Source organism: Micromonospora sp. NPDC005215 (assembly GCF_040607915.1).
Lineage (GTDB): Bacteria > Actinomycetota > Actinomycetes > Mycobacteriales > Micromonosporaceae > Micromonospora.
The window spans coordinates 71416-92039 of record NZ_JBEXHQ010000016.1 but is presented as its reverse complement, the minus strand read 5'-3'; the positions used below and the strand labels follow the sequence as shown (position 1 = coordinate 92039).

Sequence of the window (20624 nt, the reverse complement as noted above, 5' to 3'; positions counted from 1 at the left end):
CGACGGTCAGCACTGTGGACCGGCACACGGTGGTGACACGCTAGCCCCTCACCCCGACCGCCACATCCCCAGAACCGGCAAAACCTCCCCTACTCCGTCGATCAGAAAGCTTCGGTCAGGAAGGCGTCACAAAGGGTCAGGCGGAAGTGGTCAGGCGGGCGCGGAGGGCGTTAGCGGCGGCGCGTTCGCTGCGCTGCTCGGTCGCGTACGCCAGGCGGACCGCCTCGTCCGCACAGGACCGGGCCTCCGTCGGGTGGCCGCAGGCGGCCAGCGCCTCGGCCAGCACACTGGCGGCGATCACCTGGCTGCGCACGTCCTCGGCCGGCGCGGTGACCGCCCGCCGGGCCCAGTCCAACGCCTGCTCCCGTTGACCGTGCGCGAGCAGGGCCGCCGCGTACTGGGCCATCGTCTGGCGGCGGGAGAAGAGCAGCGAGGGTGCGTTCGCGGCAGCCGTCGCCACCGGGGCGAGCAGCCCGACGGCGGTCGCCGAGTCACCGGCGGCCAGCCGGGCCGTCGCCAGCAGCACCCGGGGTGCCACCTGGGCCGGGGCCTGCGGGTTGTGCGGCTCCACGGCCGTCAGCACCGCGCGGGCCACCCGCTCGGCGGTCTCGCGGTCGCCCATGTCCAACGCCACGAAACCGCGCAGCGTGCCGGCCATCCCGGTGAGCAACGGGTGCGAGGTGCGCTCGGCGTACGCCAGGGCGTCGGTGAGCAGGTCCGCCGCGTGCTCCGGCTCCCCCAGCCCGCGCGCCACCACCGCCCGGACCACCAACGCGAACCCGCGCCCCCAGTCGTCGGAGGCGGCGGCGAACTCCCCGTACGCCCGCCGGGCCTCCCGGTCCGCCTCGGCCAGGTCGCCCAACTCGGCGGTGGCGAACGCCGCCACCGCACGCAGCGTGCCCACCGCCCACGCCTCACCGACCCGCTCGCCGAAGGGCAGGAACACCTGCGCCATCCGACACGCCTCGCGAAGCCGGCCGGCGAGCAGCCGGGCGAACGCGGTGGTGCCGCGCAACCAGGCCCGCCCGTACGGGTCCTTCAGCTCGGCGAAGAGCCGGGCGGCCCGGCCGAGGACCGCGTCGGTGCCGGCGAAGTCACCCCGGGTGGTGGTCACCCAGGCCAGGTTCTGTAGCGACCAGGCCTGTCCCCGCCGGTCCTGCGCACTGAGGCTGACCTGGTACGCGGCAGCCAACCTGCTGCTCGCCTGACTCAGCCGCCCGGCCACGAAGTCGGCCATGCCGAGCCGGCGCATCGCCGTCGCCCGCTGCACCGGCAACCCACCGGCCGTGGCGACCTGCAACGCCTCGTGCCAGGCGATCATCGCCCTGCCCTGATCACCGAGGGTTTCCTGGGCCTGCCCCGCGAGCAGCAGGGCACCGACCCGGGTGGCCTCGTCCCCCGCGTTCGCGGCGATCTTCTCCGCGTACGCCAGCGCGTCGGCGACGCGGCCGACCTGGAGCAGCGCCCGCGCGTGCACCACCCGATCGGCCGCCGGCACCCCGTCGCGGGCCAGTTCGGTGGCGCGTTCGGCGTACTCCACGGCCAGCACCGGCTCACCGGCGGACAGCGACCGGCGGGCGGCCCGGCCGAGCGCGGCGACGCCGAGCGGCACCACCGCCCGGGCCGGCGCGTCCGGGCGCAGCTTCACCGCGTCGGCGAGCGTGGCGGCCCGCTCGACGTGCGTCGCCACGAAGTCGTCCCGGGCCTCGTCGCTGAACCCGCCCACCATGCTGCCCGCGGTCCCGTCCGCCGGTGCCGCCCAACGGGCCAACGCGGCGTGCCGCTCGGCCAGCTCGGCCTTGCTCACCCCGGCGTACGCTGCCTCCCGCATGAGCGGGGTCGCGAACGAGTAGCCGGCCCGGGAGCGGTGCAGCATCCGGCGTTGCAGCAGCTCCTCGACAGCCCGGTCGAGCTCCACGGCGACCACGGCCGACGGTCGGCCGTCGCGGCCGGCACGCTGTTCGCGCATCGCCTCCAGCGCACCGGCCGGCACCGTGTCACCGGTCACCGCGGCATCCCGCAGCACCGAGCGGGCGTCCGGCGGCAGCGCGTCGATCCGGGCGGCGAGCACGGCGGCGAGGTCGCGGGAGAGCAGCCGGCTGCCCAGCGACCCGGGCACCAACCGCCAGCCGACCGAGGGGCTCTGGTCCCGCTCGCCGGAACCGGGCCGTTCCTTCGTGGCGCGGGCACCGCGCGCCGATTCTGCGGTGAGCGCTCCGCGCTCCATCAGCAGCGTGACCAGCTCGGCCAGGTAGAAGGGGTTGCCCTGCGCGGTGGCGAGCAGCCGGTCCGCGTCGGCCTGCGGCAACCTGCCGCCACCGAGATAGCTCGTGAGCAGCCGCGCGGCGTCGGCACCGCGCAGCGGCGGCAGGGAGTGCACCTCGGCGTCGGCGACCCGGGTCAGCGCACCGGCGGTCCGCACCAACTCGGGGCGGCCGAGCAGCAGCACCAGCACCGGGCCGGTGAGCCTGGACAGGGTCAGCCCGAGGGCGCCGATCGTCTCGGTGGTGGCGTCGTGCAGGTCGTCCACCACGATCACCAGCGGCGCCTCCGAGGCGAGCCCACTGAGCAGGTCGCCGACCGCGTTCGGCACCACCTCGCCATCCGCTGCCGGAGGGCTCGACCCGCCCCACTCGCCGGTGTCGGTGCCGCTGTGTGCCGGTAGTTCGGCATAGCCGAGCAGGGCGAGGAGCTGTTCGGTGGCGATCGGCGGGGTCTCACCGCCGGAGCGGGCGAGCCGCTGCCCGAGCCTCCGCAGCCTCTCCTCCACCGCTGGTCGGGTGAGCGCGGTGGAGGCGTCACTGGGCAGGCCGACGGCGGCCCGCACCAGGTCGGCGAGGGGCGCGAGACGGCGTCGCTCACCGAACGCGGCGCAGCGCACCGAGAGCACCCGGGCACCCGTGTGCGCCGCGTACCGGCCGGCGCCCACGTCGTATCCGGCGGCGAGACGCTCCACCTCCGCGGCGAACCGGGACTTGCCGATGCCGGCCTCGGCGGTCATCAGCAGCACCCGCGGGTCACCCTGGTCGATCACCTCGGCGAGCCGGCCGGCGATCCGGCCGATCTCCGTCTCCCGGCCGACGTACGGCGCCTCGTCGCCGAGCCCCGAGCGGGTGCCGGGAGCGTCCAGCAGACCCAGCAGCTCGTACGCCTCGACCGGCTCACGCTTGCCCTTGAGCCGCAGCGGGCGCAGTGCCCGCCAGGAGGAGACGTGCCGGGTGGCGGCGGCGGTGCGCGCACCTGCGTAGACCGCGCCCACCGCGGCGGCATCGGAGAACCGCGCGGCGGTGTTCACCGTGTCGCCGATGACCGTGTATTCGATGGCCGCCTGGATGCCCGCGATCACGTCGCCGGTGTTCAGCCCGACCCGCAGCCCGAGCGGCGCACCGCCGCCCCGCTCGTCGTCGAGCACCCGGCGGACGGCCCGCTGCATGGACAGGGCGGCCCGGACCGCACGTTCGGCGTCGTCCTCGTGCGCCACCGGCGCACCGAAGACCGCCATGATCCCGTCGCCGGTCAACTTGTCGACGTGCCCGCCGAAGGTCTTCACGGCACCGGCGAGGGCGGCCAGCACCCGGTCGGTGACCGCGCCGACGCGTTCCGGGTCGAGGTCCTCCGACCAGGAGGTGAACTCGGAGAGGTCGCCGAAGAGCACCGTGACCACCCGGCGCTCGGCCGCCGGCAACGTGGCGGCGGCCGGCAGCGCGGCACCACAGTTGTGGCAGAACCGCGCACCGGGAACGGCAACGGTTCCACACACGGGGCAGGTCACATGTGCTCCAACCCACTGACCCCGGGCGCGGATTCCCCGGTGTCGACACCCAGATACTCCAACTGTGCGCGGACCGACCACTCAGCCGCCCACCAGAGCGAGCGGTCCACGTCCGCGTAGACCGCCGCGACCACGTCGGCGGGCGTGGCGGCACCGGCCGCGACCGCGGCCCGGACCTGGTCCAGCCGCGACCGGCGGTGCGCGAGGTAGAAGTCGGCGGCGGCGGCGCAGTCGGCCAGCGCCGGGCCGTGCCCGGGCAGCGCCGGAATCCCCCGGTACGCGGACAGCAGCTCCAGGCTGCTCAGGTAGTCACCGAGGTGCCCGTCCGGGTGGGCGACCACGGTGGTGCCCCGGCCGAGGATGGTGTCACCGGTGAGCACCACCCGCTCGTCGCCGTGCTCGACCAGGAAGCAGACCGAGTCGGCGGTGTGCCCCGGGGTGTTCAGCAGACGGACCGCCAGGCCGAAGCCGCCGAAGTGCTCGCCCGGCTCGGTCAGCGGCTCGGCGCCGATGGTGTGCGCCGGGTCGACGGCGAGGACGTGGACACCGCCGAGCAGCTCACTCAGCCGGGCCGCGCCCTCGGTGTGGTCGGGGTGGCCGTGGGTGATCAGGATCAGCCCGATGGGGCCGTGCTCGGCGATCCGGGTCAGGTGCCCCTCGTCGGCCGGCCCCGGGTCGACCGCGATGGCGGACTCGGCCGCCGGGGCGCGCAGCACCCAGGTGTTGGTGCCGTCGAGGGTCATCGGCCCCGGGTTCGGCGCGCGCAGCAGTGTCACCCAGGTCGGCAGCTCCTCGGCGACCGCCGCCGCCGGCGCCGTCACGTGCCCGCTCATGGCTGCGATCGTACGACCCCGCCCGCCACACCCCACGATCTTGCCCGCGCGGCCCCTGATTCGTCACCGTTCAGGGCTTTTCTCCGTGCCGGACGCGCAGATCGCGGGGTGTGGCCGAGCGTCAGGCGACCTCGACGATCAGTTCGATCTCCACCGGGGCGTCGAGCGGCAGCTCGGCCACCCCGACGGCGCTGCGGGCGTGGCGGCCAGCCTCACCGAAGACGGTGCCGAACAGGTCGGAGGCACCGTTGATCACCGCGGGTTGACCGGTGAAGCCGGGCGCGGAGGCCACGAAACCGGTCACCTTGACCACCTTGACCACATTTTCCAGGCCGACCAGGGAGTCGACAGCGGCCAGCGCGTTGAGCGCGCACCGCTGGGCCAGATCCTTCGCCTGCTCGGCGGAGATCCCGGCGCCGACCTTGCCGGTCGCGAGCAGCTTGCCCTCGGCGATCGGCAACTGGCCGGAGACGTACACGTGCTGCCCGGACTGCACCGCCGGCACGTAGCTGGCCACCGGCGGCACGACGTCGGGCAGGTCGAGCCCCAGCTCGGCGAGCTTCGCGTGCGGACCGTTGCTCACGCCTTCGGTCGCTTCAGGTAGGCGACCAACTGGTCGGGGTTCGGCCCGGGGACCACGGCGACGAGTTCCCACCCGTCCTCGCCCCAGTTGTCGAGGATCTGCTTGGTCGCGTGGACCAGCAGCGGGACCGTGGAGTATTCCCACTTCTGCATCGCTGAAGGGCTCCCTCTCGGTGCGGAATTGTTCGAGGGACAGCCTACGGTCCGCTGGCCGGACGAGGCGCGGGACGCTGCTCCGGCGCGGCCGGCACCTCCCCGCAGAGCCCTTCGTGCTCGTACCCCTGGGGGCAGCGGGACCGGTCGGGCAGCAGCAGGTCGCAGAAGACCCGGTGCCTGTTGTTCTGGTCGTCGGCGTTGGACACGGTGGTCTCGCCCGCATCCACCTCGGGTAGGAAGCCCAGCGACACCGCGACCCGGCCGGCCAGCACTGTCGCCGCCGCCAGACTCGGCACCCGGATCGGCAGGTGGATGACGAAGCCCGGCTCGTCGTCGTCGCGGGCCCGCTCGGCGGCGTGGCCCGCCTCCGCATCCTCCGGCATCCGGCGGTACGACCGTTCGTTGATCGGCTGGCCACCGATCTGCCCACTGGCCGTGTACGTGGACCCGGACCGGCGCGGCCGTTCGTTGGTCGGGAACTGGGTGCGAGGGATGTTGTCCACGTCGCGCATGCACTGCCTCCGGTCGTACCGCTCGGATCACTCTTCCGGTCCGGACCCATTCGTCCGTTCCGGCCCCCGCGCCGGGACGAAGGTAGGTCCGGGGCCGCAGTCCCGCCAACAGGACGCGCCCGAATGGCCACCTACAGTCACATATGCGACACCCCGCAGGTAAGAGGCCCGATGGCGCGCCGGACGCACGTCCCGCCGGCCGGATCGGTGGACAGCCGTGCGGCACGGGCGACACCACTGCCGTCATCGACCGCTACCCTTCCGGTCGGGCGGTCGCGCAGCGCCCGACAGCCCGCTCGATCACGCTCGACGCCAGGGGTGGCGGCGGGCGCCGCACCCCCGGGGGAAGACGATGACCCAACCGCCAAGCGGCGACCAGTCCGGTCCACCCGCCCTCCCGCCGGCCCAGCCGGAACCCACCGCCCAGCCCGGCGTTGCGGCCGCCCCCGCCCCACCGGCCCCCGCCGCGCCGTCCGGGCAGCTCGCCCTCCCCGCGCCGCCCGCACCGGCGGCGCTGCCCGCCCAACCGACAATCCCCATCCAGCAGGCCTTCCCCGCGCCGACCGGTGGGGCTGACGGTGCCGGCATGCCGGCCGCGACACCGACACAGCCCGGCACGCCGGGCGCCTCGGCCATCCCGCCAGCCCCGCCGGCGTACCCGCCCTATCCCGGGACGGCCGGGCCGAAGAAGAAGCGCGGCCTGCTGATCGCGGCGATCGCACTCGTCGTGATCATGGTGCTCTGCGTGGGCGGTGGCGTGCTGGCGTTCCTGACCCTGCGCAACGCCGAGACCGGCGAGGGCGCCAAGGAGCCGGCGGTCGCCGTCGACGAGTTCCTCACCGCGGTCTACAAGGATCGCGACGCGACAAAGGCGGCCAAGCGCGTGTGCGCCGCCTCCCGCGACGACGGAAAGATCGCCGCGAAGGTGGCCGAGGTGCAGAAGTACGCGTCCGGGTACCAGAACCCCCGGTTCAAGTGGACCACCCCGAAGGTGGACAACCAGACCGGCGACCGGGCCACCGTCTCCACCCGGGTCACCATGACCACCGCCGACGAGAAGGTGGCCGACCAGGACCTGCGCTTCACAGTGGTGCAGAAGACGGGTTGGTGGGTCTGCGAGGTCGCCTGACCGCCAGGCGTGGATAGGCTCGACGGGTGTGTGCAGCTGAGCGGCCGTTCGATCCGGCCGGTACCGGATGGTCGGCCCGCCTCCACGTGGTGACCGGCAAGGGTGGCACCGGCAAGACCACAGTGGCGGCGGCCCTGGCCCTCGCGCTCGCCGCCGGCGGTCGGCGCACCCTGCTGGTCGAGGTCGAGGGGCGGCAGGGCATCGCCCAACTCTTCGGCATCGACCCGCTGCCGTACGAGGAGCGGCACCTCGCCGAAGCGCCGGACGGCGGTGAGGTGCGCGCCCTCGCGGTGGACGCCGAGGAGGCGCTGCTCGAATACCTGGACATGTTCTACAAGCTGGGCGCGGCGGGTCGGGCGCTGCGCAAGCTCGGTGCCATCGACTTCGCCACCACCATCGCACCAGGTCTGCGGGACGTGCTGCTCACCGGGAAGGTGAAGGAGGCCACCACCCGCACCTCGGGGCAGCGGCGCGCGTACGACGCGGTGGTGCTGGACGCCCCGCCGACCGGGCGGATCGGTCGGTTCCTCAACGTCACGGCGGAGACGGCCCGGCTGGCCAAGGTGGGCCCGATCAAGACCCAGAGCGAGGGGGTCGCCGCGCTGTTGCGCTCCCCGATAACCGCGGTCCACGTGGTCACGCTGTTGGAGGAGATGCCGGTACAGGAGACGGTGGACGCCATCGCCGACCTGACCGCCCTCGGCTTCGGCACCGGAAAGGTGATCGTCAACGGCACCCGACCGCCGCTGCCCGCCGGACCGGCGGTCACCGCCGCGGAGCTGCGGCGTGGGTTGGTCGCGGCCGGGTTGCCGGCCGATCGGGACACCGTGGCCGGTTTGCACGGTGAGGCACGTGACCAGCTCATTCGGCGCGAGCTGGAGGATTCGCTCCGCGCCGACCTGGTGGAGTTGGGGCTGCCGATGGTCGAGCTGCCGTTGCTGCCCGACGGGGTGGACCGGGCGGGGCTCGCGGCGCTGGCCCAGGCCCTCGTTCGCGCCGATTGACTCACACCTGAGCGCAGCACGGGCGCGTGGACCCACGCGGCCCGATACGCTCGATTGGTGCCTTCCGAAGACGCGGCGCCGCAGCTGGACGTCGACCAGATCCTCGCCGACCCCGGCGTACGGATCGTCGTGTGCTGCGGTGCCGGCGGGGTGGGAAAGACGACAACGGCCGCGGCGCTGGCGCTGCGGGCCGCCGAGCACCACGGCCGGCGCACTGTGGTGCTCACCATCGACCCGGCCCGCCGGCTGGCCCAGTCGCTGGGCCTGACCGAGCTGGACAACACACCCCGCCAGGTCAAGGGGATCGACGTCGAGAGCAGCGGCGGCGAGCTGCACGCCATGATGCTGGACATGAAGCGCACCTTCGACGACGTGGTGTTGCAGCACACCGATCCGACGAAGGCCGCGGAGATCTTCGCGAACCCGTTCTACCAGGCGATGAGTTCGACCTTCGCTGGCACGCAGGAATACATGGCGATGGAGAAGCTCGGCCAGCTGCACGCCCGGGGCGAGTGGGACCTGATCGTGGTGGACACCCCACCGTCCCGCTCGGCACTGGATTTCCTGGACGCCCCGGCCCGGCTCTCCCGGTTCCTCGACGGCCGGATGCTTCGACTGTTGCTGGCCCCGGCGCGCAGCGGCGGACGGAGCATGTTCAGCCTGGTCACCGCCTCGTTCGGGATGTTCTCGAAGGTGGTGCAGAAGGTCCTCGGCGCGCAACTGCTCACCGACCTGTCCGGCTTCGTGGCCGCACTGGACTCGATGTTCGGCGGTTTCCGGCAGCGAGCCGAGCAGACGTACCGGATCCTGCAGGCAGGGGAGACGGCCTTCCTGCTGGTCGCGACGCCGGAGCCGGACGCGGTCCGGGAGGCCGCCTACTTCGCGGGCCGCCTGCGGGAAGAGCGGATGCCGTTGGCCGGCCTGGTGCTCAACCGGGTGCACCGACTCGCCGTGCCGGAGCTGGACGCCGAGCGGAGCCGGGTCGCCGCCGAGCGGCTGACCGAGCTGGGTGGGCACGAGGCCACCGCCGATGCGCTGCGGGCGCACGCGGCGCTGGCCCGGCAGGCGGTACGCGAGCAGCAGGTCGCCGCGCGGTTCACCGAGGCGTTCCCGGCGGTGCCGGCGGTGTCGGTGACGGCGCAGCCCGCCGACGTGCACGACGTCGACGGGCTACGGACGATCGGCGCGGCGATCAGCCGGCCGTGACCGTCGTCAGTTGGCCGCACTGACGAGGATCTTGTCCTTTCCGGCCTTTTCCTTGCTGTTCTTCTTCATCGCGGCCTCGAACATCTTGCGCCAGCTCGTCACCTGCGGGTGTCGACGCAGCAGCGCCCGCCGTTCGCGTTCGGTCATGCCGCCCCACACACCGAACTCGATCCGGTTGTCCAGCGCGTCGGCCAGGCACTCGTACCGAACTGGGCAGCTTCGGCAGATCCGCTTCGCCACGTTCTGTTCGGCGCCCTGTACGAACAACGCGTCCGGGTCCCCGTTCTGACACGCCGCCAGCGACGGCCAGTCAGTGATCATGCCCATGTGTACACGTCCCCCCTTGCAGTACCTACCGACCTCGTCGATGCACGCCAGCCGGCAATTCCCCCCGATCGCCCGGCTCGCCTTCCCCAAGGCGGCACGGACGACATGTGGCGCTGTCGCCGCCCCCATCATGCTCTGTAGTCGACTGATTACGCAACGTTGTCGGCGAAATCCATCATTCCGGACACTCCCGGCTTCCCGGGCCTTCGACCGCCGGTTACCCCGCCGAGGTCGGCGATAACGCTGCGCCGCCTCCTTCAATCGGAGGAGACTCACGCCGGGTTACACGCAACCAAGCACCGGGGGTCGTGCGTTTAGCACAACGAGGGCAGCGCGCGCAGGAAATGGGGAAAGAACGCCCCAGCGCCCCTCGTTCCCTACTCGCGTACTCTGCTGAGGTGACCTGGATGCGGAAACGTGACCACAATGTGCTGACCAACACCGCATCGCTGCTGGTGTGTGGCCTGTTGGCTGGCGTGGTGGTCGCTGCGGCGGCCTTCCCCGCAGTGGCGATGTCCGGCTTGGCCGCGAAGGCCGGCGCCGAGACATTCGGCGCCCTGCCCACGGAGCTGACGGTGGCCCGCGCGCCACAGATCAGCTATCTGTTGGCCTCGGACGGCAAGACACCGCTCGCGACCATGTACGACGAGAACCGGCGGGACGTGAAGCTCGCCGACATCTCTCCGTACATGCAGAAGGCCATCATCGCGGCCGAGGACCATGACTTCTACAAGCACAACGGCGTCGACATCAACGGTGTCGCCCGCGCGTTCGTCAACAACCAGAGCGACGGCTCCGGCCGGCAGGGCGCGTCGACGCTGACCATGCAGTACGTCCGGCTGGCCATCGCCTACTCGGCCACCCACCCGGCCGACGTGGTGGCGGCCACCGAGGACACCAGTGCCCGCAAGCTTCGGGAGATGCGGCTGGCCCTCCAGGTCGACAAGGAATTCTCCAAGGACGAGATCCTCACCCGCTACCTCAACCTCGCCTCGTTCGGCAACGGCGCGTACGGCGTCTACGCCGCCAGCCAGGTCTACTTCGGTAAGCCGCCGAGCAAGCTCAAGATCGAGGAGGCGGCGCTGCTGGCCGGCATGGTCAAGGCGCCCACCACTAACGACCCGACCACCGAGGCGGGTTACCCGCTCGCCAAGGACCGTCGCGACTACGTCATCCAGAACATGGTCGACATTCAGGCCATCACCCAGCAGGAGGCCGACGCGGCAAAGGCCGTCGAGCTGGTGGTGAAGGACAAGCGCACCCCGAACGGCTGCGTCGCCGCCAACGTCAACAGCTGGGGTTTCTTCTGCGACTACTTCTACCGCTGGTGGATGCGGCAGGAGACGTTCGGTTCGACCACGTACGACCGGGAGCGGCGGCTGAAGAGCGGCGGCTACACCGTCGTCACCTCGATCGACGTGCAGGCGCAGAGGGGCGCCGACGCGGCGGTCCGCCGGTCCAAGAGCGAGAACAGCAAGGAAGCCGCAATGGTCGCGGTGGTCGAGCCCGGCTCCGGCCGGGTCCGGGCGCTCGCTGTCAACAGGCAGTTCAAGCTGGACGACCCGAAGAACCCGAAGAACAAGCTCTCCAGCGATCCGGCGAAGAACAGGAAGAAGATCCGGGGCAACTACCCGGCGACGGTCAACCCGCTGCTCACCGGTGGTGACGGCATCACCGGCTACCAGGCCGGCTCGACCTTCAAGATCTTCACCATCGTGGCGGCGCTGGAGAAGGGCATCCCGCTCAGCTACACCTTCAACGCGCCGCAGCAGTTCCGGTCGGAATACAAGATCAAGCCCGGCCCTGCCGCCTGCGCAGGCACCAACCTGTACTGCCCGACCAACTCCGGCCTGAAGGCCGGTGGCCCGCAGAACATGTGGACCGCCTTCGCCCAGTCGATCAACACCTTCTTCGTCCCGCTCCAGCAGCAGGTCGGTGCGGAGAACGTGGTCGACGTCGCCAAGCGGGCCGGCATCCAGTTCCGCACCGACGAGGATCTCAATCTCGCTGGCACGAAGGAGGCGGCGCACGACTGGGGCGCCTTCACCCTCGGTGTTTCGCAGACCACCCCGCTGGACCTGGCCAACGCGTACGCGACCCTGGCCGCGGACGGCAAGTACTGCGAGCCGATCCCGGTGCAGGAGATCCGGGACCCGGACGGCAACAAGCTGGACATCGCCAACCCGCGCTGTGAGAAGCGGTTCAGCACCGAGGTGGCCCGAGCCGCCGTGGACGCCGCCCGTTGCCCGGTCGGCGACAACTCCAGCACCAGCAAGTGCGGTGGCAGCCGCACCGCCTCCCGCGTGAAGGGCATCGTCGACGCGCCGGTGGCCGGCAAGTCCGGCACCACCGACTCGGAGAAGACTGCCGCCCTGGTCGCCATGACCAAGCAGTACGCGGTCGCCGGCATCATGGCCGACCCGGACTGGCCGCAGACGAACGTCGAGATGGGGCACGATGTCCCCAACGGCATCAATCCACCGGTCCAGGAGACGCTGCGGGATGCCATGAAGGGCAAGGAGCGCATCCCGTTCGAGCCACCGGGCCAGAAGATCTCCGAGGGTGACCAGCGCAGCATCCCCGGCGTGAGCTGCATTTCGGTGGATCAGGCGAAGTCCCGACTCAAGGATGCGGGCTTCGAACCGGTGGTCTCCGACACCAAGGTGAAGTCGTCCTGTCCTCCGGGCACCGCCCACGGCACCAGCCCGGACGGGCGCACCGTCAAGAATGGCGTGGTCACCATCCAGGTCAGCAACGGTGGTGGCGGCGGCACCCCGCCGGGCAACACCGGTGGCGGGCAGCCCGGCAACACCGGTCGACCTGGCGGTCGACCCGGCGGCTGAGTCGACGATCAGGACACAACGGGCGGGCACCCAACACGGGTGCCCGCCCGTCTCCGTCTGTCCGGACCACCGCCACCCGCCCACGCTTCGGGGAACGCCGACCGGGATGCCGGTGGATCAGAGGCCGAGCTGCCTGCGTACCTCGGCGGCCACCCGACCACCCTCGGCCTGGCCGGCCACCGCGGCCTGGGCCGCCTTCATCGCCGGGCCCATCTGGGTCTTCCCGGTGAAGCCGCCAGCGGCGAGCGCCCCCGACACCAGCTCGGCCAACTCGGCGTCCGAGAGCTGCCTGGGCAGGTAGCGGTCCAGCACCTCACCCTCGGCGGTCTCCTTCGCGGCCTGCTCGGCGCGGCCGGCGTCGGCGAAGGCGGTGGCCGCCTCCCGGCGCTTCTTGGCCTCCTTGGTCAGCACCGCGAGCACCTCGTCATCGGTGAGCTCGCGCTTGGCCTTGCCGGCGACCTCGGCGGTGCCGACGGCGGCCAGGGCCATCCGCAGCGTGGAGGTGGTCAGCTCGTCGCGCGCCTTGAGCGCGGAACGCATGTCGGCGGTGAGGCGGTCCTTCAGCGTGCTCATGGACGGTCAAACTACCCTGAACGCCATGCGAAAGCGCACACTATTCCGGCTTGCCGCCGGAACCGCCACTGTCGGCGCGGCCACCCTCGCGTACGCGTCGCTCATCGAGCGCAACATGTTCACCCTCCGGCGGTACGACGTGCCGGTGCTGCCGGCCGACGCGGAGCCGCTGCGCGTGCTGCACCTGTCGGACCTGCACATGATGCCCGACCAGGCCCGCAAGCAGCGCTGGGTGGCGTCGCTGGCCGCCCTCGACCCCGACCTGGTGGTGGTGACCGGCGACAACATGGCCCACCCGGCCGCGGTGCCCGGAGTGCTGCGGGCCCTCCAGCCGCTGCTGGACTACCCGGGGGCGTTCGTGTTCGGCTCCAACGACTACACCGGGCCGGTGTTGAAGAACCCCTTCACCTACTTCCTGCCCGACCGGGAGTACACCGAGGGCGTCGAACTGCCCTACGAGGAGCTGCGCCAGGTGTTCACCGGCGCCGGCTGGGCGGATCTCAACAACGCCCGGACCACGCTGAAGGCCGGCGGTCGGCAGCTCGACCTGGTCGGCGTGGACGACCCGCACATCGACCGGGACGACTACCCCGCCGTGGCCGGCACGGTCTCGTCCTCGGCGGACCTGTCCATCGCGCTGACGCACTCCCCCGAGCCGCGGGTGCTCGACCAGATGTCGGCGGACGGCTTCGGGCTGCTGCTCGCCGGGCACACCCACGGTGGTCAGGTCTGCGTACCGGGCTACGGCGCCCTCGTGACCAACTGCGGCCTGCCCCGGTCGATGGCGCGCGGTCTGCACCGCTGGCCTGGTTCGGACTCCTGGCTGCACGTCTCCGCCGGCCTCGGCACCCACCCGACCGCCCCGGTCCGCTTCGCCTGCCCTCCGGAGGCCAGCATCCTCACCCTCATCCCCCGCTGACCGCCCCCACCCCAAGATCTGCACAACATCGGGGATCCTGCTGGCTCGGCGCGTCGCGAGGCAGCAACAACGCGGAAGTTGTGCAGATCTTGGGTGGTCCGGAGCCGGTGCGGGCGGCGGGGGTACCGAGTTTGACCATCCGGGCGGGTGGGCTACTATTTGTCGGCACGCCTCGGGGTGTGGCGCAGCTTGGTAGCGCGCTTCGTTCGGGACGAAGAGGTCGTCGGTTCGAATCCGGCCACCCCGACCAGAGGTAAATGCAGGTCAAGGCCCCTCCACCGAGGGGCCTTGATTGGTTTCGGACGGTGACTGCTTCCCCGGAGGCAGTTCCTACCCCTCGCACCACGGCGAGCGGCCGCAACCGGACAACCTGAGCTGTCCAGCAGTGCGACGATTCGGTAGCGGTCGTCGGTGAGTGCGTCCGCATCGAAGGCACGTGAACACTGTCATTCCTGGTCAGGCCCGCCGACGTGCGAAGAGAAACGCTCCGTGCCTGCTCTCGTCGGGGCGGTGCAGCAGTTGGGCCTCGACAGTGAACCCGGCGTCGGCGAGCCAGGCGGCGACCCGATCCGGTGGGCGGCGGTGCACGTACACGTTCATCGGGTGACCGCCGTAGCCCTCCGTCTTCAACCGGTGCCCGTCGCCGACGTGAAAGGCGAGCAGCAGGGTCCCCTCGGGACGCAGCACCCGATGGAAGTGGGCCAGGACCGCGGGCACTTCGTCGTCGGGAATGTGGATGAGTGAGAACCAGGCCAGGATGCCGGCGACGCAGGAGTCGGTGAGGTCGAGGTCCGTCATGGAACCCACAGCGAACCGCAGGTCAGGATGGTCGCGCCGGGCGATGTCGATCATTGCGGGCGAGAGGTCGATGCCGAAGGCGTCGACACCGAGGCTGTGCAGGTGGGCGGTGATCCGTCCCGGCCCGCACCCGATGTCCGCAACGGATCCCTCGCCGCCGCTGCGAGTCAGTTCGGCGAACAACGCAAGGACCGCCCGTTCGTACGGCGCAGCGTCGAGTCCGTCGCGCAGCATCTCGGCGTAACTTCCGGCCACCGTGTCGTAGGACGTCCGGGTGTCGGCCAGCCAGCCGTCGGCGCTCATCCCGGGCACAGTAGTGCAGCGGTCGTCGGCGCGCCGCCCACGGCGGACGCGCCGGGAGGTCGACAAGGAATTGCACGATGTGCCCGCGTCCGGCCTTCAACCTATTGGCCCTCGACGGAGTCGTGATGGGTAACCAACCGAGGCGGGGGCTTATGGCAGTTGACGACGAGCAGTTTCGAGAGTTCGTCGAGACGCGCTACATGGATCTCCTGCGCGTGGCGTACCACCTCACCGGTTCGGCGCAGGACGCCGAGGATCTGGTGCAGACGGCGCTGGTGAAGGTGATGCGTCGGTGGCGTCGGGTCGACGATCCGATGGCGTACCTGCGACGGGTCATGGTCAATCAACACATCAGCAGCTGGCGCCGCCACCGGGTGCACGAGGTGGTGACGTCGATCCTGCCGGACCGGTCCGGCCGGGACATGACGGAGGCGGTGACGGAACGGCACGCCCTGTACGAGGCGATGCGGGAGCTGACGCCCCGCACCCGGGCCGTGATCGTGCTCCGGTACGTGGTCGATCTGCCGGAGGTGGCGGTCGCGGCCGCCCTGGGCTGCTCCGTGGGGTCGGTCAAGAGCCGCGCCTCGAGAGGTCTGGCTCGCCTGCGTCTGGCGCTGGCGCCACCGACACCGAAACAGGTGCCGATGACGACCTCGGCGGCAGCCAATCCAGTACCGACCGGGACGACGACGATGACGGGGGTAACACCATGACTGTCGATGAGGAAGTGGGCCAGACCCTGGCCGAGCTGAGCAGGACCCTGACCCCACAGCCGGATCCGTACGGTCGGGCCAGGGCGCGTTACCGACGGGAGCGGCAGCGCCGCCTCGGCGGGCTGGCCCTCGCCCTGGTGGTCTCCCTGGGCGGAGCGGCTTTCGCGATCGCCGACCCGGGCCGGACCACCCAACCACCAGCGGGCTCGACGGAGTCCATCGCGCCCGTGCTGGCCTGGTCGAACAAACTCCTCCAGTCGCCACCGCGCGGCGTCGTCGGCCAGGACAGCGACTATGTCCGCCAGCTCTCCGAGCTCCTGTTGGCCGCGCAGCGCCGGGGAGGCTTTCCCCGGCTGACGGTGCCGTTGAACATGCTGGACAAGCCGAGCGCGTTGAAGGCGATGACCACGGTGAAGGTGCTGTTCGTCGACGACGTCGGCGGCCGGCGGATCGCGCTCGCCGCCTTCGTCCGCGACCAACCGGATCCGGCCACCAACTGGCCGAGCGCCGCGATGTGGCTGGTCGCCGACGAGGGTGCCAGCGCCGAGAAGCTGGCCACCCCTGCCGCCGTGCACAGCGTCGGCGACGGCCTGGAACCCTACGAGAGCCTCGCCCTGGACGACCCGTCCAATCCCGGAAAGGTCATCCACGTGGCGATCGCACCCACCGGGTGTGTCTTCCTCAGCGCACCGTTGCCCAACGGTGGGGCGTTCCAGTGGACCCCGGAGCCAACCGCGTCCTACCTGATCCGTACGCCGCAGACCCAGCGGCCCGAGTGGTGGCGGGTCGACTGCGGCACGGTGACGCGCAAGGTAGTCCCGGGCCCGGGTTCGCTGGCGTCGAAGCCGGTCACCGACGCGCAGCTCGCGACCGCGATGTCCCGCGTACGCGGCAGTGTTCCGGAGCAGCGTGCCCGACTGTTGGTGTCGCAGTACGCCCAGTCGGCGGGGTACCGACTGACCACCCTGCCGAGCGTGGTGTGGGGCGGGCAGGTCGCTGGCCTCCCCGTCCGCTCCAACGGCGGATCGCCGGCCGCCGGCGAGCCCTCGGTGGAGAGCGGCACGGCGATGATCCTCGCTGCTCCCGCGGCCGGCGGCGGCTGGGTCGGCGAGGTGACGATCGACCTCGATCGACCACGGCCCGACGGGGTGGTCGGCACCGGCGCGTCCTTCACCGTCGCAGCGGACCCGACCGATCCCGCCAGCGTCCTGGCTGTGTCGATCGACAACGACATCATCGGCGTCGAGGGCCGGCGGTCCCTGCTCGTGGTGACGCCGGCGGCAGCCACCCAGGTGCGGGTGACGCACGACGGACGCTACGTGGCGACGGCTGCGGTCAGCGACTCCGGGGCGGTGTTGCCCGTGCCCCACTCCATGACAGACCTCGTCGTCGAGGCGCTCGACGCGTCCGGCCGGACGCTCGCCACCGGTCAGGTGGCCACCGACGGTGCGCCGTCGACACTTGAGACGGACACCTGGAACCAGGACTGATCGTTGCGCCCTGCCTGCGGAAACCGCCGCCAACATAGGTACTTCTGCCGATCCCCGAAGGGGATGGATCACCTAGCGTCGACGGCACCAATACCGTCCGAGGGGGACGCCCATGACCACCGCACTCGACTTCGACGCCGTGAAGACACGCCAGCAGGTGACCTGGGCCAGCGGCGACTACGGCGCGGTCGCCGCACTCATCCATCCGATCTCCGAGTTGCTGGTGACGGCGGCCGACCTGTCAGCCGGTGCCCGCGTGCTGGACGTCGCGACCGGCTCCGGCAACGCCGCCATCGCCGCCGCCCGCTGCGGCTGCGTCGTGACCGGCGTCGACTACGTACCCGGGCTGTTGGAACGGGGCCGTCAGCGGGCCGCGGCGGAACGGCTCCCGGTCACCTTCGTGATCGGGGACGCGGAGCGCCTGGCGTACTCCGACGGGTCCTTCGACGCGGTGCTCTCCGTCGTCGGCGTGATGTTCGCCCCGGACCAGCAGCGGGCGGCGGCGGAGCTGGTCCGGGTCTGCCGCCCCGGCGGCACGGTGGCGCTGGCCTCGTGGACGCCGCAGGGGTTCATCGGCGAGTTGTTCCGCACGGTGGCGCGGCAGGTGCCGCCGCCGCCGGGGCTGCGTCCGCCCGTCGAGTGGGGCGACGAGGCCCGGGTCCGCGAGTTGCTCGGCGGGGCGGTGGGCGACCTGCGGACGGTACGCCGGGAGTTCGTCTTCCGCTTCGGCACACCCGAGGAGTTCGCCCACTTCTTCCGGGCCAACTACGGGCCGACGTTGAAGGCGTTCGAGGCGCTGCCCGAGGAACGGCGACCGCAACTGCACGCCGACCTGGTCGAGCTGGCCCGTACGCACAACCGGGCCACCGACGGCACGGTACGGATCCCGGCGGAGTATCTGGAGGTCGTGGCGCAGCGGCTCCCCGCCTCGGCGTGACGCGACTCACCTCGGCGGCCTCGGCCGCCTGACCTCCGCCACCGGGGCGGCCACCACACCGAGGTGGCCGCCCCGCCGGTCAGTCCTGTCGTTCGGTGCGCTCGATCTCGGCGAACGCGGCGGCCAGATAGTCGTCAAACGACACGCTGGTCGTCGCCAACAGGTCGGCCACCAGGAGCGGGGCATGCCGGGCCAGCGCCGACGCGTCCGGAGGCGACTCGTCGCCCTCGGGGTCGTACACGCCGAGCGCGCCGGCAAGCAGTACGAGCACCACGTGCGGGTCCACGTCCGAACGCCACCGGGTCGCGCCTTGCACGCAGCGGGTCAACACCTGGCGGATGTCGTCGCCGGCCAGCCCTTCGGGGTGGCTCTCCTCCAGCAGCAGTCGGACCACCGCGCCGAGCACCAGGCCGGATCGCTCGTCGGCGGCGAGACCACCGACCGCCTCGTCGTACGCCTGACCGTCGCGTGCCTGGGCGGCGGCGACGGCCGCGGTGGCGGTCACCGCGATGGCACGGGCGGTAGCGGGCAGATGTCGCCAGGTGCCGGTCATCGGGCCAGCATCGCAGACCCGGCGGACACCAATCGACCGCCACCGAGCTGAGTGGATCACCGTGGGATTGGTCACCCGACGGGCCCGGCGGGGCCAAAACGGTTCGCGCGCTGTCACACCTGACCAACAGAATGCCGGACATGCTGCGTCGTGCCCTGCCCCGCCGAACGGATGCCCGCCGGATCATGCTCGGCACTCTGCTGTCGGCGATCGGGCGCGGTCTGACCCTGCCGTTCCTGTTCATCTACCTGACCGACGTACGCGGGCTCACCGACGCCCGCGCCGGGCTCGTGATCGGCTGGTACGGCGTGGTCACGCTGGCGCTGTCGCCGCTGGGCGGGACGCTCATCGACCGGATCGGCGCCCGCTGGGTGGTGCTGCCCTGCCTGGTGATCGAGGCGATCGGCACGGGCTCGCTCGCGCTGGTCCACTCGACCGGTTCGGCAGTGCTGGTGATGACGGTGATCGCCATCGGCAGCTCGGCGATCTGGTCCGGGCAGAACACCATCCTCGCGTCGTTGACCGACGACGATGAGCGGCAACGCGTGTTCGGGCTGAACTTCGCCCTGCTCAATCTCGGTATCGGCGTCGGCGGCATGACCTCCGGCGCGATCGTCGACACCGCCCGGCCCGGCACCTTCCAGACGATCTACCTGCTGGACGCGGTGACGTACCTGCTGCCGGCACTGATCCTGCTCACCCTGCCCGGCGTGGGCCACCGACTCGGCAACCGTCGGGGTGTCGACGATCCGTCGCCCGGCGGCTACCTGACCGTGCTGCGGGACCGCCCGTTCCGGCGGCTGGTGATCTTCGGGCTGGTCCTGACCACCTGCGGGTACGCGCAGATCGAGGTGGGTTTCGCCGCGTACGCCGTGCGGGTGGCCGAGGTGAACCCCCGGGTGGTGGCCTGGGCGCTCGCGGCCAACACCGTGATGATCGTGCTCGCGCAACTGCTGGTGATCCGCCGGATCGAGGGGCGCAGCCGCACCCGGGCACTGGCGGTGGTGGGGGCGGTGTTCGCCATCGCCTGGCTGGTCCTCGGCGCGGCCGGCCTGGTCACCGGGGAAAGCGCCCTGCTGGCTGCCCTCTGCGTGGTGGCCTGCTCGGCGATCTTCGGCTTCGGCGAGACGATGCTGTCGCCGGTGATGCCCGCGCTGACCAACGCCCTGGCCACTGACGAGCTTCGCGGTCGGTACAACGCGATGAGTTCGATGATCTTCGGAATCAGCGGTGTGATCGGCCCGGTGACCGCAGGCCCGCTCATCGGCGCCGCCGACGGCAGAGTCTGGGTGGCAACCGTGGTCGGCGGTTGCCTGGTCGCCTCGTTGATCGCGCTCTCCCTGCGCCGCCTGCTCAGCGCGGAGCAGGACGGCCTCGTGACGACCGCCCCGGTGTCCCCCGCCCCCACGCCCACCCCGGCCTGACCTCGAACACCCCTCCGCGCGGCCCGTGACAGCAGACGCCCCACCCCCACCCCCGCACCCGCGACCCGCACTTCGCACTTCGCGCCCCGCACCCACACCCCGCACCCCGCGACCCGCACTTCGCGCCCCGCGCCCCGCGCCCCGCGCCCCGCGCCAAGATCCGAGCAACTTCCCTGATGTTGCTGCCTCGGACGGGCGGGAGACAGCAACATCCCTGATGTTGCTCGGATCTTCCTCATTTGATCTTGTTGCAGGCCAAGATCGCGCTCGATCTTGGATGTAGTGGCATCCCCGCACGCCGATGCCACTACATCCATATCCATGGTCGAGCGCGATCTTGCCCCGAGCGGACGCGGACAGGCGCGGACGCGGACAGGCGCGGACGCGGACAGGCGCGGACGCGGACAGGCGCGGACGCGGACAGGCGCGGACGCGGACAGGCGTCTGGGACCGGCAGGCGTCTGGGACCGGCAGGCGTCTGGGACCGGCAGGCGTCTGGGACCGGCAGGCGTCTGGGACCGGCAGGCGTCTGGGACCGGCAGGCGTCTGG

The 20624-nt window shown here is 71.5% G+C and carries 17 protein-coding genes, 1 tRNA gene and 1 pseudogene; 10 read left to right on the top strand and 9 right to left on the bottom strand.

Going from position 1 to position 20624, the window contains the following annotated elements; all coding sequences use genetic code 11:
• Positions 1-136: 136 nt before the first annotated feature.
• From ABZU25_RS15005 to ABZU25_RS14985, 5 genes are all read right to left on the bottom strand, one after another.
• Positions 137-3772, bottom strand: a complete 3636-nt coding sequence (locus ABZU25_RS15005; protein WP_355029890.1) for an adenylate/guanylate cyclase domain-containing protein — start codon at positions 3770-3772, stop codon at positions 137-139.
• A complete protein-coding gene (locus tag ABZU25_RS15000) occupies positions 3769-4605 on the bottom strand; it encodes an MBL fold metallo-hydrolase (RefSeq protein WP_355029889.1) in 837 nt (278 codons plus the stop codon). Before ABZU25_RS15000 ends, ABZU25_RS15005 begins: the two co-directional genes overlap by 4 nt.
• A gap of 121 nt (positions 4606-4726) precedes the next feature.
• Complete coding sequence (locus tag ABZU25_RS14995) at positions 4727-5188, bottom strand: RidA family protein (protein WP_355029888.1); 462 nt, start codon at positions 5186-5188, stop codon at positions 4727-4729.
• Entirely contained in the window at positions 5185-5340 is a 156-nt protein-coding gene (locus tag ABZU25_RS14990) for a DUF4177 domain-containing protein (RefSeq protein ID WP_007466198.1), read from the bottom strand. Before ABZU25_RS14990 ends, ABZU25_RS14995 begins: the two co-directional genes overlap by 4 nt.
• A 44-nt stretch (positions 5341-5384) precedes the next feature.
• Positions 5385-5855: a hypothetical protein gene (locus tag ABZU25_RS14985; RefSeq protein WP_355029887.1), complete on the bottom strand. Its 471-nt coding sequence runs from the start codon at positions 5853-5855 to the stop codon at positions 5385-5387.
• Positions 5856-6531: 676 nt separating this feature from the next.
• Here ABZU25_RS14985 and ABZU25_RS14980 point away from each other — a divergent pair.
• The 3 genes and pseudogenes from ABZU25_RS14980 to ABZU25_RS14970 form a co-directional block, all read left to right on the top strand.
• Positions 6532-6984: pseudogene (locus ABZU25_RS14980) on the top strand (hypothetical protein); the annotation flags it as partial.
• A 26-nt stretch (positions 6985-7010) separates the two neighbouring features.
• On the top strand, positions 7011-7988 hold the full coding sequence (locus ABZU25_RS14975) for an ArsA-related P-loop ATPase (RefSeq protein WP_355029886.1): 978 nt from the start codon (positions 7011-7013) through the stop codon (positions 7986-7988).
• A gap of 54 nt (positions 7989-8042) precedes the next feature.
• Positions 8043-9194, top strand: coding sequence for an ArsA-related P-loop ATPase (locus ABZU25_RS14970; protein WP_355029885.1), 1152 nt, complete (start codon positions 8043-8045; stop codon positions 9192-9194).
• Positions 9195-9200: 6 nt separating this feature from the next.
• On the opposite strand, the gene ABZU25_RS14965 is transcribed toward ABZU25_RS14970, so the two are convergent.
• The gene (locus ABZU25_RS14965) at positions 9201-9521 is read right to left on the bottom strand and encodes a WhiB family transcriptional regulator (RefSeq protein WP_184179440.1); all 321 of its coding nucleotides are present in this window, start codon (positions 9519-9521) and stop codon (positions 9201-9203) included.
• Between the two features lie 407 nt (positions 9522-9928).
• Between ABZU25_RS14965 and ABZU25_RS14960 the strand changes: the two genes are divergently transcribed.
• Complete coding sequence (locus ABZU25_RS14960; protein ID WP_355029884.1) at positions 9929-12364, top strand: transglycosylase domain-containing protein; 2436 nt, start codon at positions 9929-9931, stop codon at positions 12362-12364.
• 117 nt (positions 12365-12481) lie between these two features.
• Here ABZU25_RS14960 and ABZU25_RS14955 read toward each other — a convergent pair whose 3' ends face one another.
• Positions 12482-12937 carry a GatB/YqeY domain-containing protein gene (locus ABZU25_RS14955; protein ID WP_355029883.1) on the bottom strand — a complete coding sequence of 152 codons (456 nt, stop codon included), beginning with the start codon at positions 12935-12937 and terminating at the stop codon, positions 12482-12484.
• Between the two features lie 25 nt (positions 12938-12962).
• On the opposite strand from ABZU25_RS14955, the gene ABZU25_RS14950 reads away from it, so the two are divergent.
• Positions 12963-13856 (top strand): metallophosphoesterase, encoded by an 894-nt coding sequence (locus ABZU25_RS14950; protein ID WP_355029882.1) that lies wholly within the window; start codon positions 12963-12965, stop codon positions 13854-13856.
• Positions 13857-14029: 173 nt separating this feature from the next.
• Positions 14030-14106, top strand: a tRNA-Pro gene (locus ABZU25_RS14945).
• 206 nt (positions 14107-14312) lie between these two features.
• On the opposite strand, the gene ABZU25_RS14940 is transcribed toward ABZU25_RS14945, so the two are convergent.
• Positions 14313-14957 carry a class I SAM-dependent methyltransferase gene (locus tag ABZU25_RS14940; RefSeq protein WP_355029881.1) on the bottom strand — a complete coding sequence of 215 codons (645 nt, stop codon included), beginning with the start codon at positions 14955-14957 and terminating at the stop codon, positions 14313-14315.
• A gap of 152 nt (positions 14958-15109) precedes the next feature.
• On the opposite strand from ABZU25_RS14940, the gene ABZU25_RS14935 reads away from it, so the two are divergent.
• The 3 genes from ABZU25_RS14935 (at position 15110) to ABZU25_RS14925 (ending at position 18097) form a co-directional block, all read left to right on the top strand.
• Positions 15110-15670, top strand: a complete 561-nt coding sequence (locus ABZU25_RS14935) for a SigE family RNA polymerase sigma factor (RefSeq protein ID WP_355029880.1) — start codon at positions 15110-15112, stop codon at positions 15668-15670.
• Complete coding sequence (locus tag ABZU25_RS14930) at positions 15667-17160, top strand: hypothetical protein (RefSeq protein ID WP_355029879.1); 1494 nt, start codon at positions 15667-15669, stop codon at positions 17158-17160. Before ABZU25_RS14935 ends, ABZU25_RS14930 begins: the two co-directional genes overlap by 4 nt.
• A gap of 112 nt (positions 17161-17272) precedes the next feature.
• Positions 17273-18097, top strand: a complete 825-nt coding sequence (locus ABZU25_RS14925; protein WP_355029878.1) for a class I SAM-dependent methyltransferase — start codon at positions 17273-17275, stop codon at positions 18095-18097.
• A gap of 79 nt (positions 18098-18176) precedes the next feature.
• Here ABZU25_RS14925 and ABZU25_RS14920 read toward each other — a convergent pair whose 3' ends face one another.
• Complete coding sequence (locus ABZU25_RS14920) at positions 18177-18650, bottom strand: hypothetical protein (protein WP_355029877.1); 474 nt, start codon at positions 18648-18650, stop codon at positions 18177-18179.
• Between the two features lie 140 nt (positions 18651-18790).
• Here ABZU25_RS14920 and ABZU25_RS14915 point away from each other — a divergent pair, with 140 nt between their 5' ends.
• Positions 18791-20074 carry an MFS transporter gene (locus tag ABZU25_RS14915; RefSeq protein ID WP_355029876.1) on the top strand — a complete coding sequence of 428 codons (1284 nt, stop codon included), beginning with the start codon at positions 18791-18793 and terminating at the stop codon, positions 20072-20074.
• Positions 20075-20624: the final 550 nt, after the last annotated feature.

Excerpts from the sequence above, each read along its gene's own strand:
- ABZU25_RS14925 (WP_355029878.1), top strand. The coding sequence starts at position 17,273 with ATGACCACCGCACTCGACTTCGACGCCGTGAAGACACGCCAGCAGGTG.
- ABZU25_RS14955 (WP_355029883.1), bottom strand. The coding sequence starts at position 12,937 with ATGAGCACGCTGAAGGACCGCCTCACCGCCGACATGCGTTCCGCGCTC.
- ABZU25_RS14920 (WP_355029877.1), bottom strand. The coding sequence starts at position 18,650 with ATGACCGGCACCTGGCGACATCTGCCCGCTACCGCCCGTGCCATCGCG.
- ABZU25_RS14915 (WP_355029876.1), top strand. The coding sequence starts at position 18,791 with ATGCTGCGTCGTGCCCTGCCCCGCCGAACGGATGCCCGCCGGATCATG.
- ABZU25_RS14940 (WP_355029881.1), bottom strand. The coding sequence starts at position 14,957 with ATGAGCGCCGACGGCTGGCTGGCCGACACCCGGACGTCCTACGACACG.
- ABZU25_RS14930 (WP_355029879.1), top strand. The coding sequence starts at position 15,667 with ATGACTGTCGATGAGGAAGTGGGCCAGACCCTGGCCGAGCTGAGCAGG.
- ABZU25_RS14985 (WP_355029887.1), bottom strand. The coding sequence starts at position 5,855 with ATGCGCGACGTGGACAACATCCCTCGCACCCAGTTCCCGACCAACGAA.
- ABZU25_RS14960 (WP_355029884.1), top strand. The coding sequence starts at position 9,929 with ATGCGGAAACGTGACCACAATGTGCTGACCAACACCGCATCGCTGCTG.
- ABZU25_RS15000 (WP_355029889.1), bottom strand. The coding sequence starts at position 4,605 with ATGAGCGGGCACGTGACGGCGCCGGCGGCGGCGGTCGCCGAGGAGCTG.
- ABZU25_RS14990 (WP_007466198.1), bottom strand. The coding sequence starts at position 5,340 with ATGCAGAAGTGGGAATACTCCACGGTCCCGCTGCTGGTCCACGCGACC.
- ABZU25_RS14935 (WP_355029880.1), top strand. The coding sequence starts at position 15,110 with ATGGCAGTTGACGACGAGCAGTTTCGAGAGTTCGTCGAGACGCGCTAC.
- ABZU25_RS14950 (WP_355029882.1), top strand. The coding sequence starts at position 12,963 with ATGCGAAAGCGCACACTATTCCGGCTTGCCGCCGGAACCGCCACTGTC.
- ABZU25_RS14965 (WP_184179440.1), bottom strand. The coding sequence starts at position 9,521 with ATGGGCATGATCACTGACTGGCCGTCGCTGGCGGCGTGTCAGAACGGG.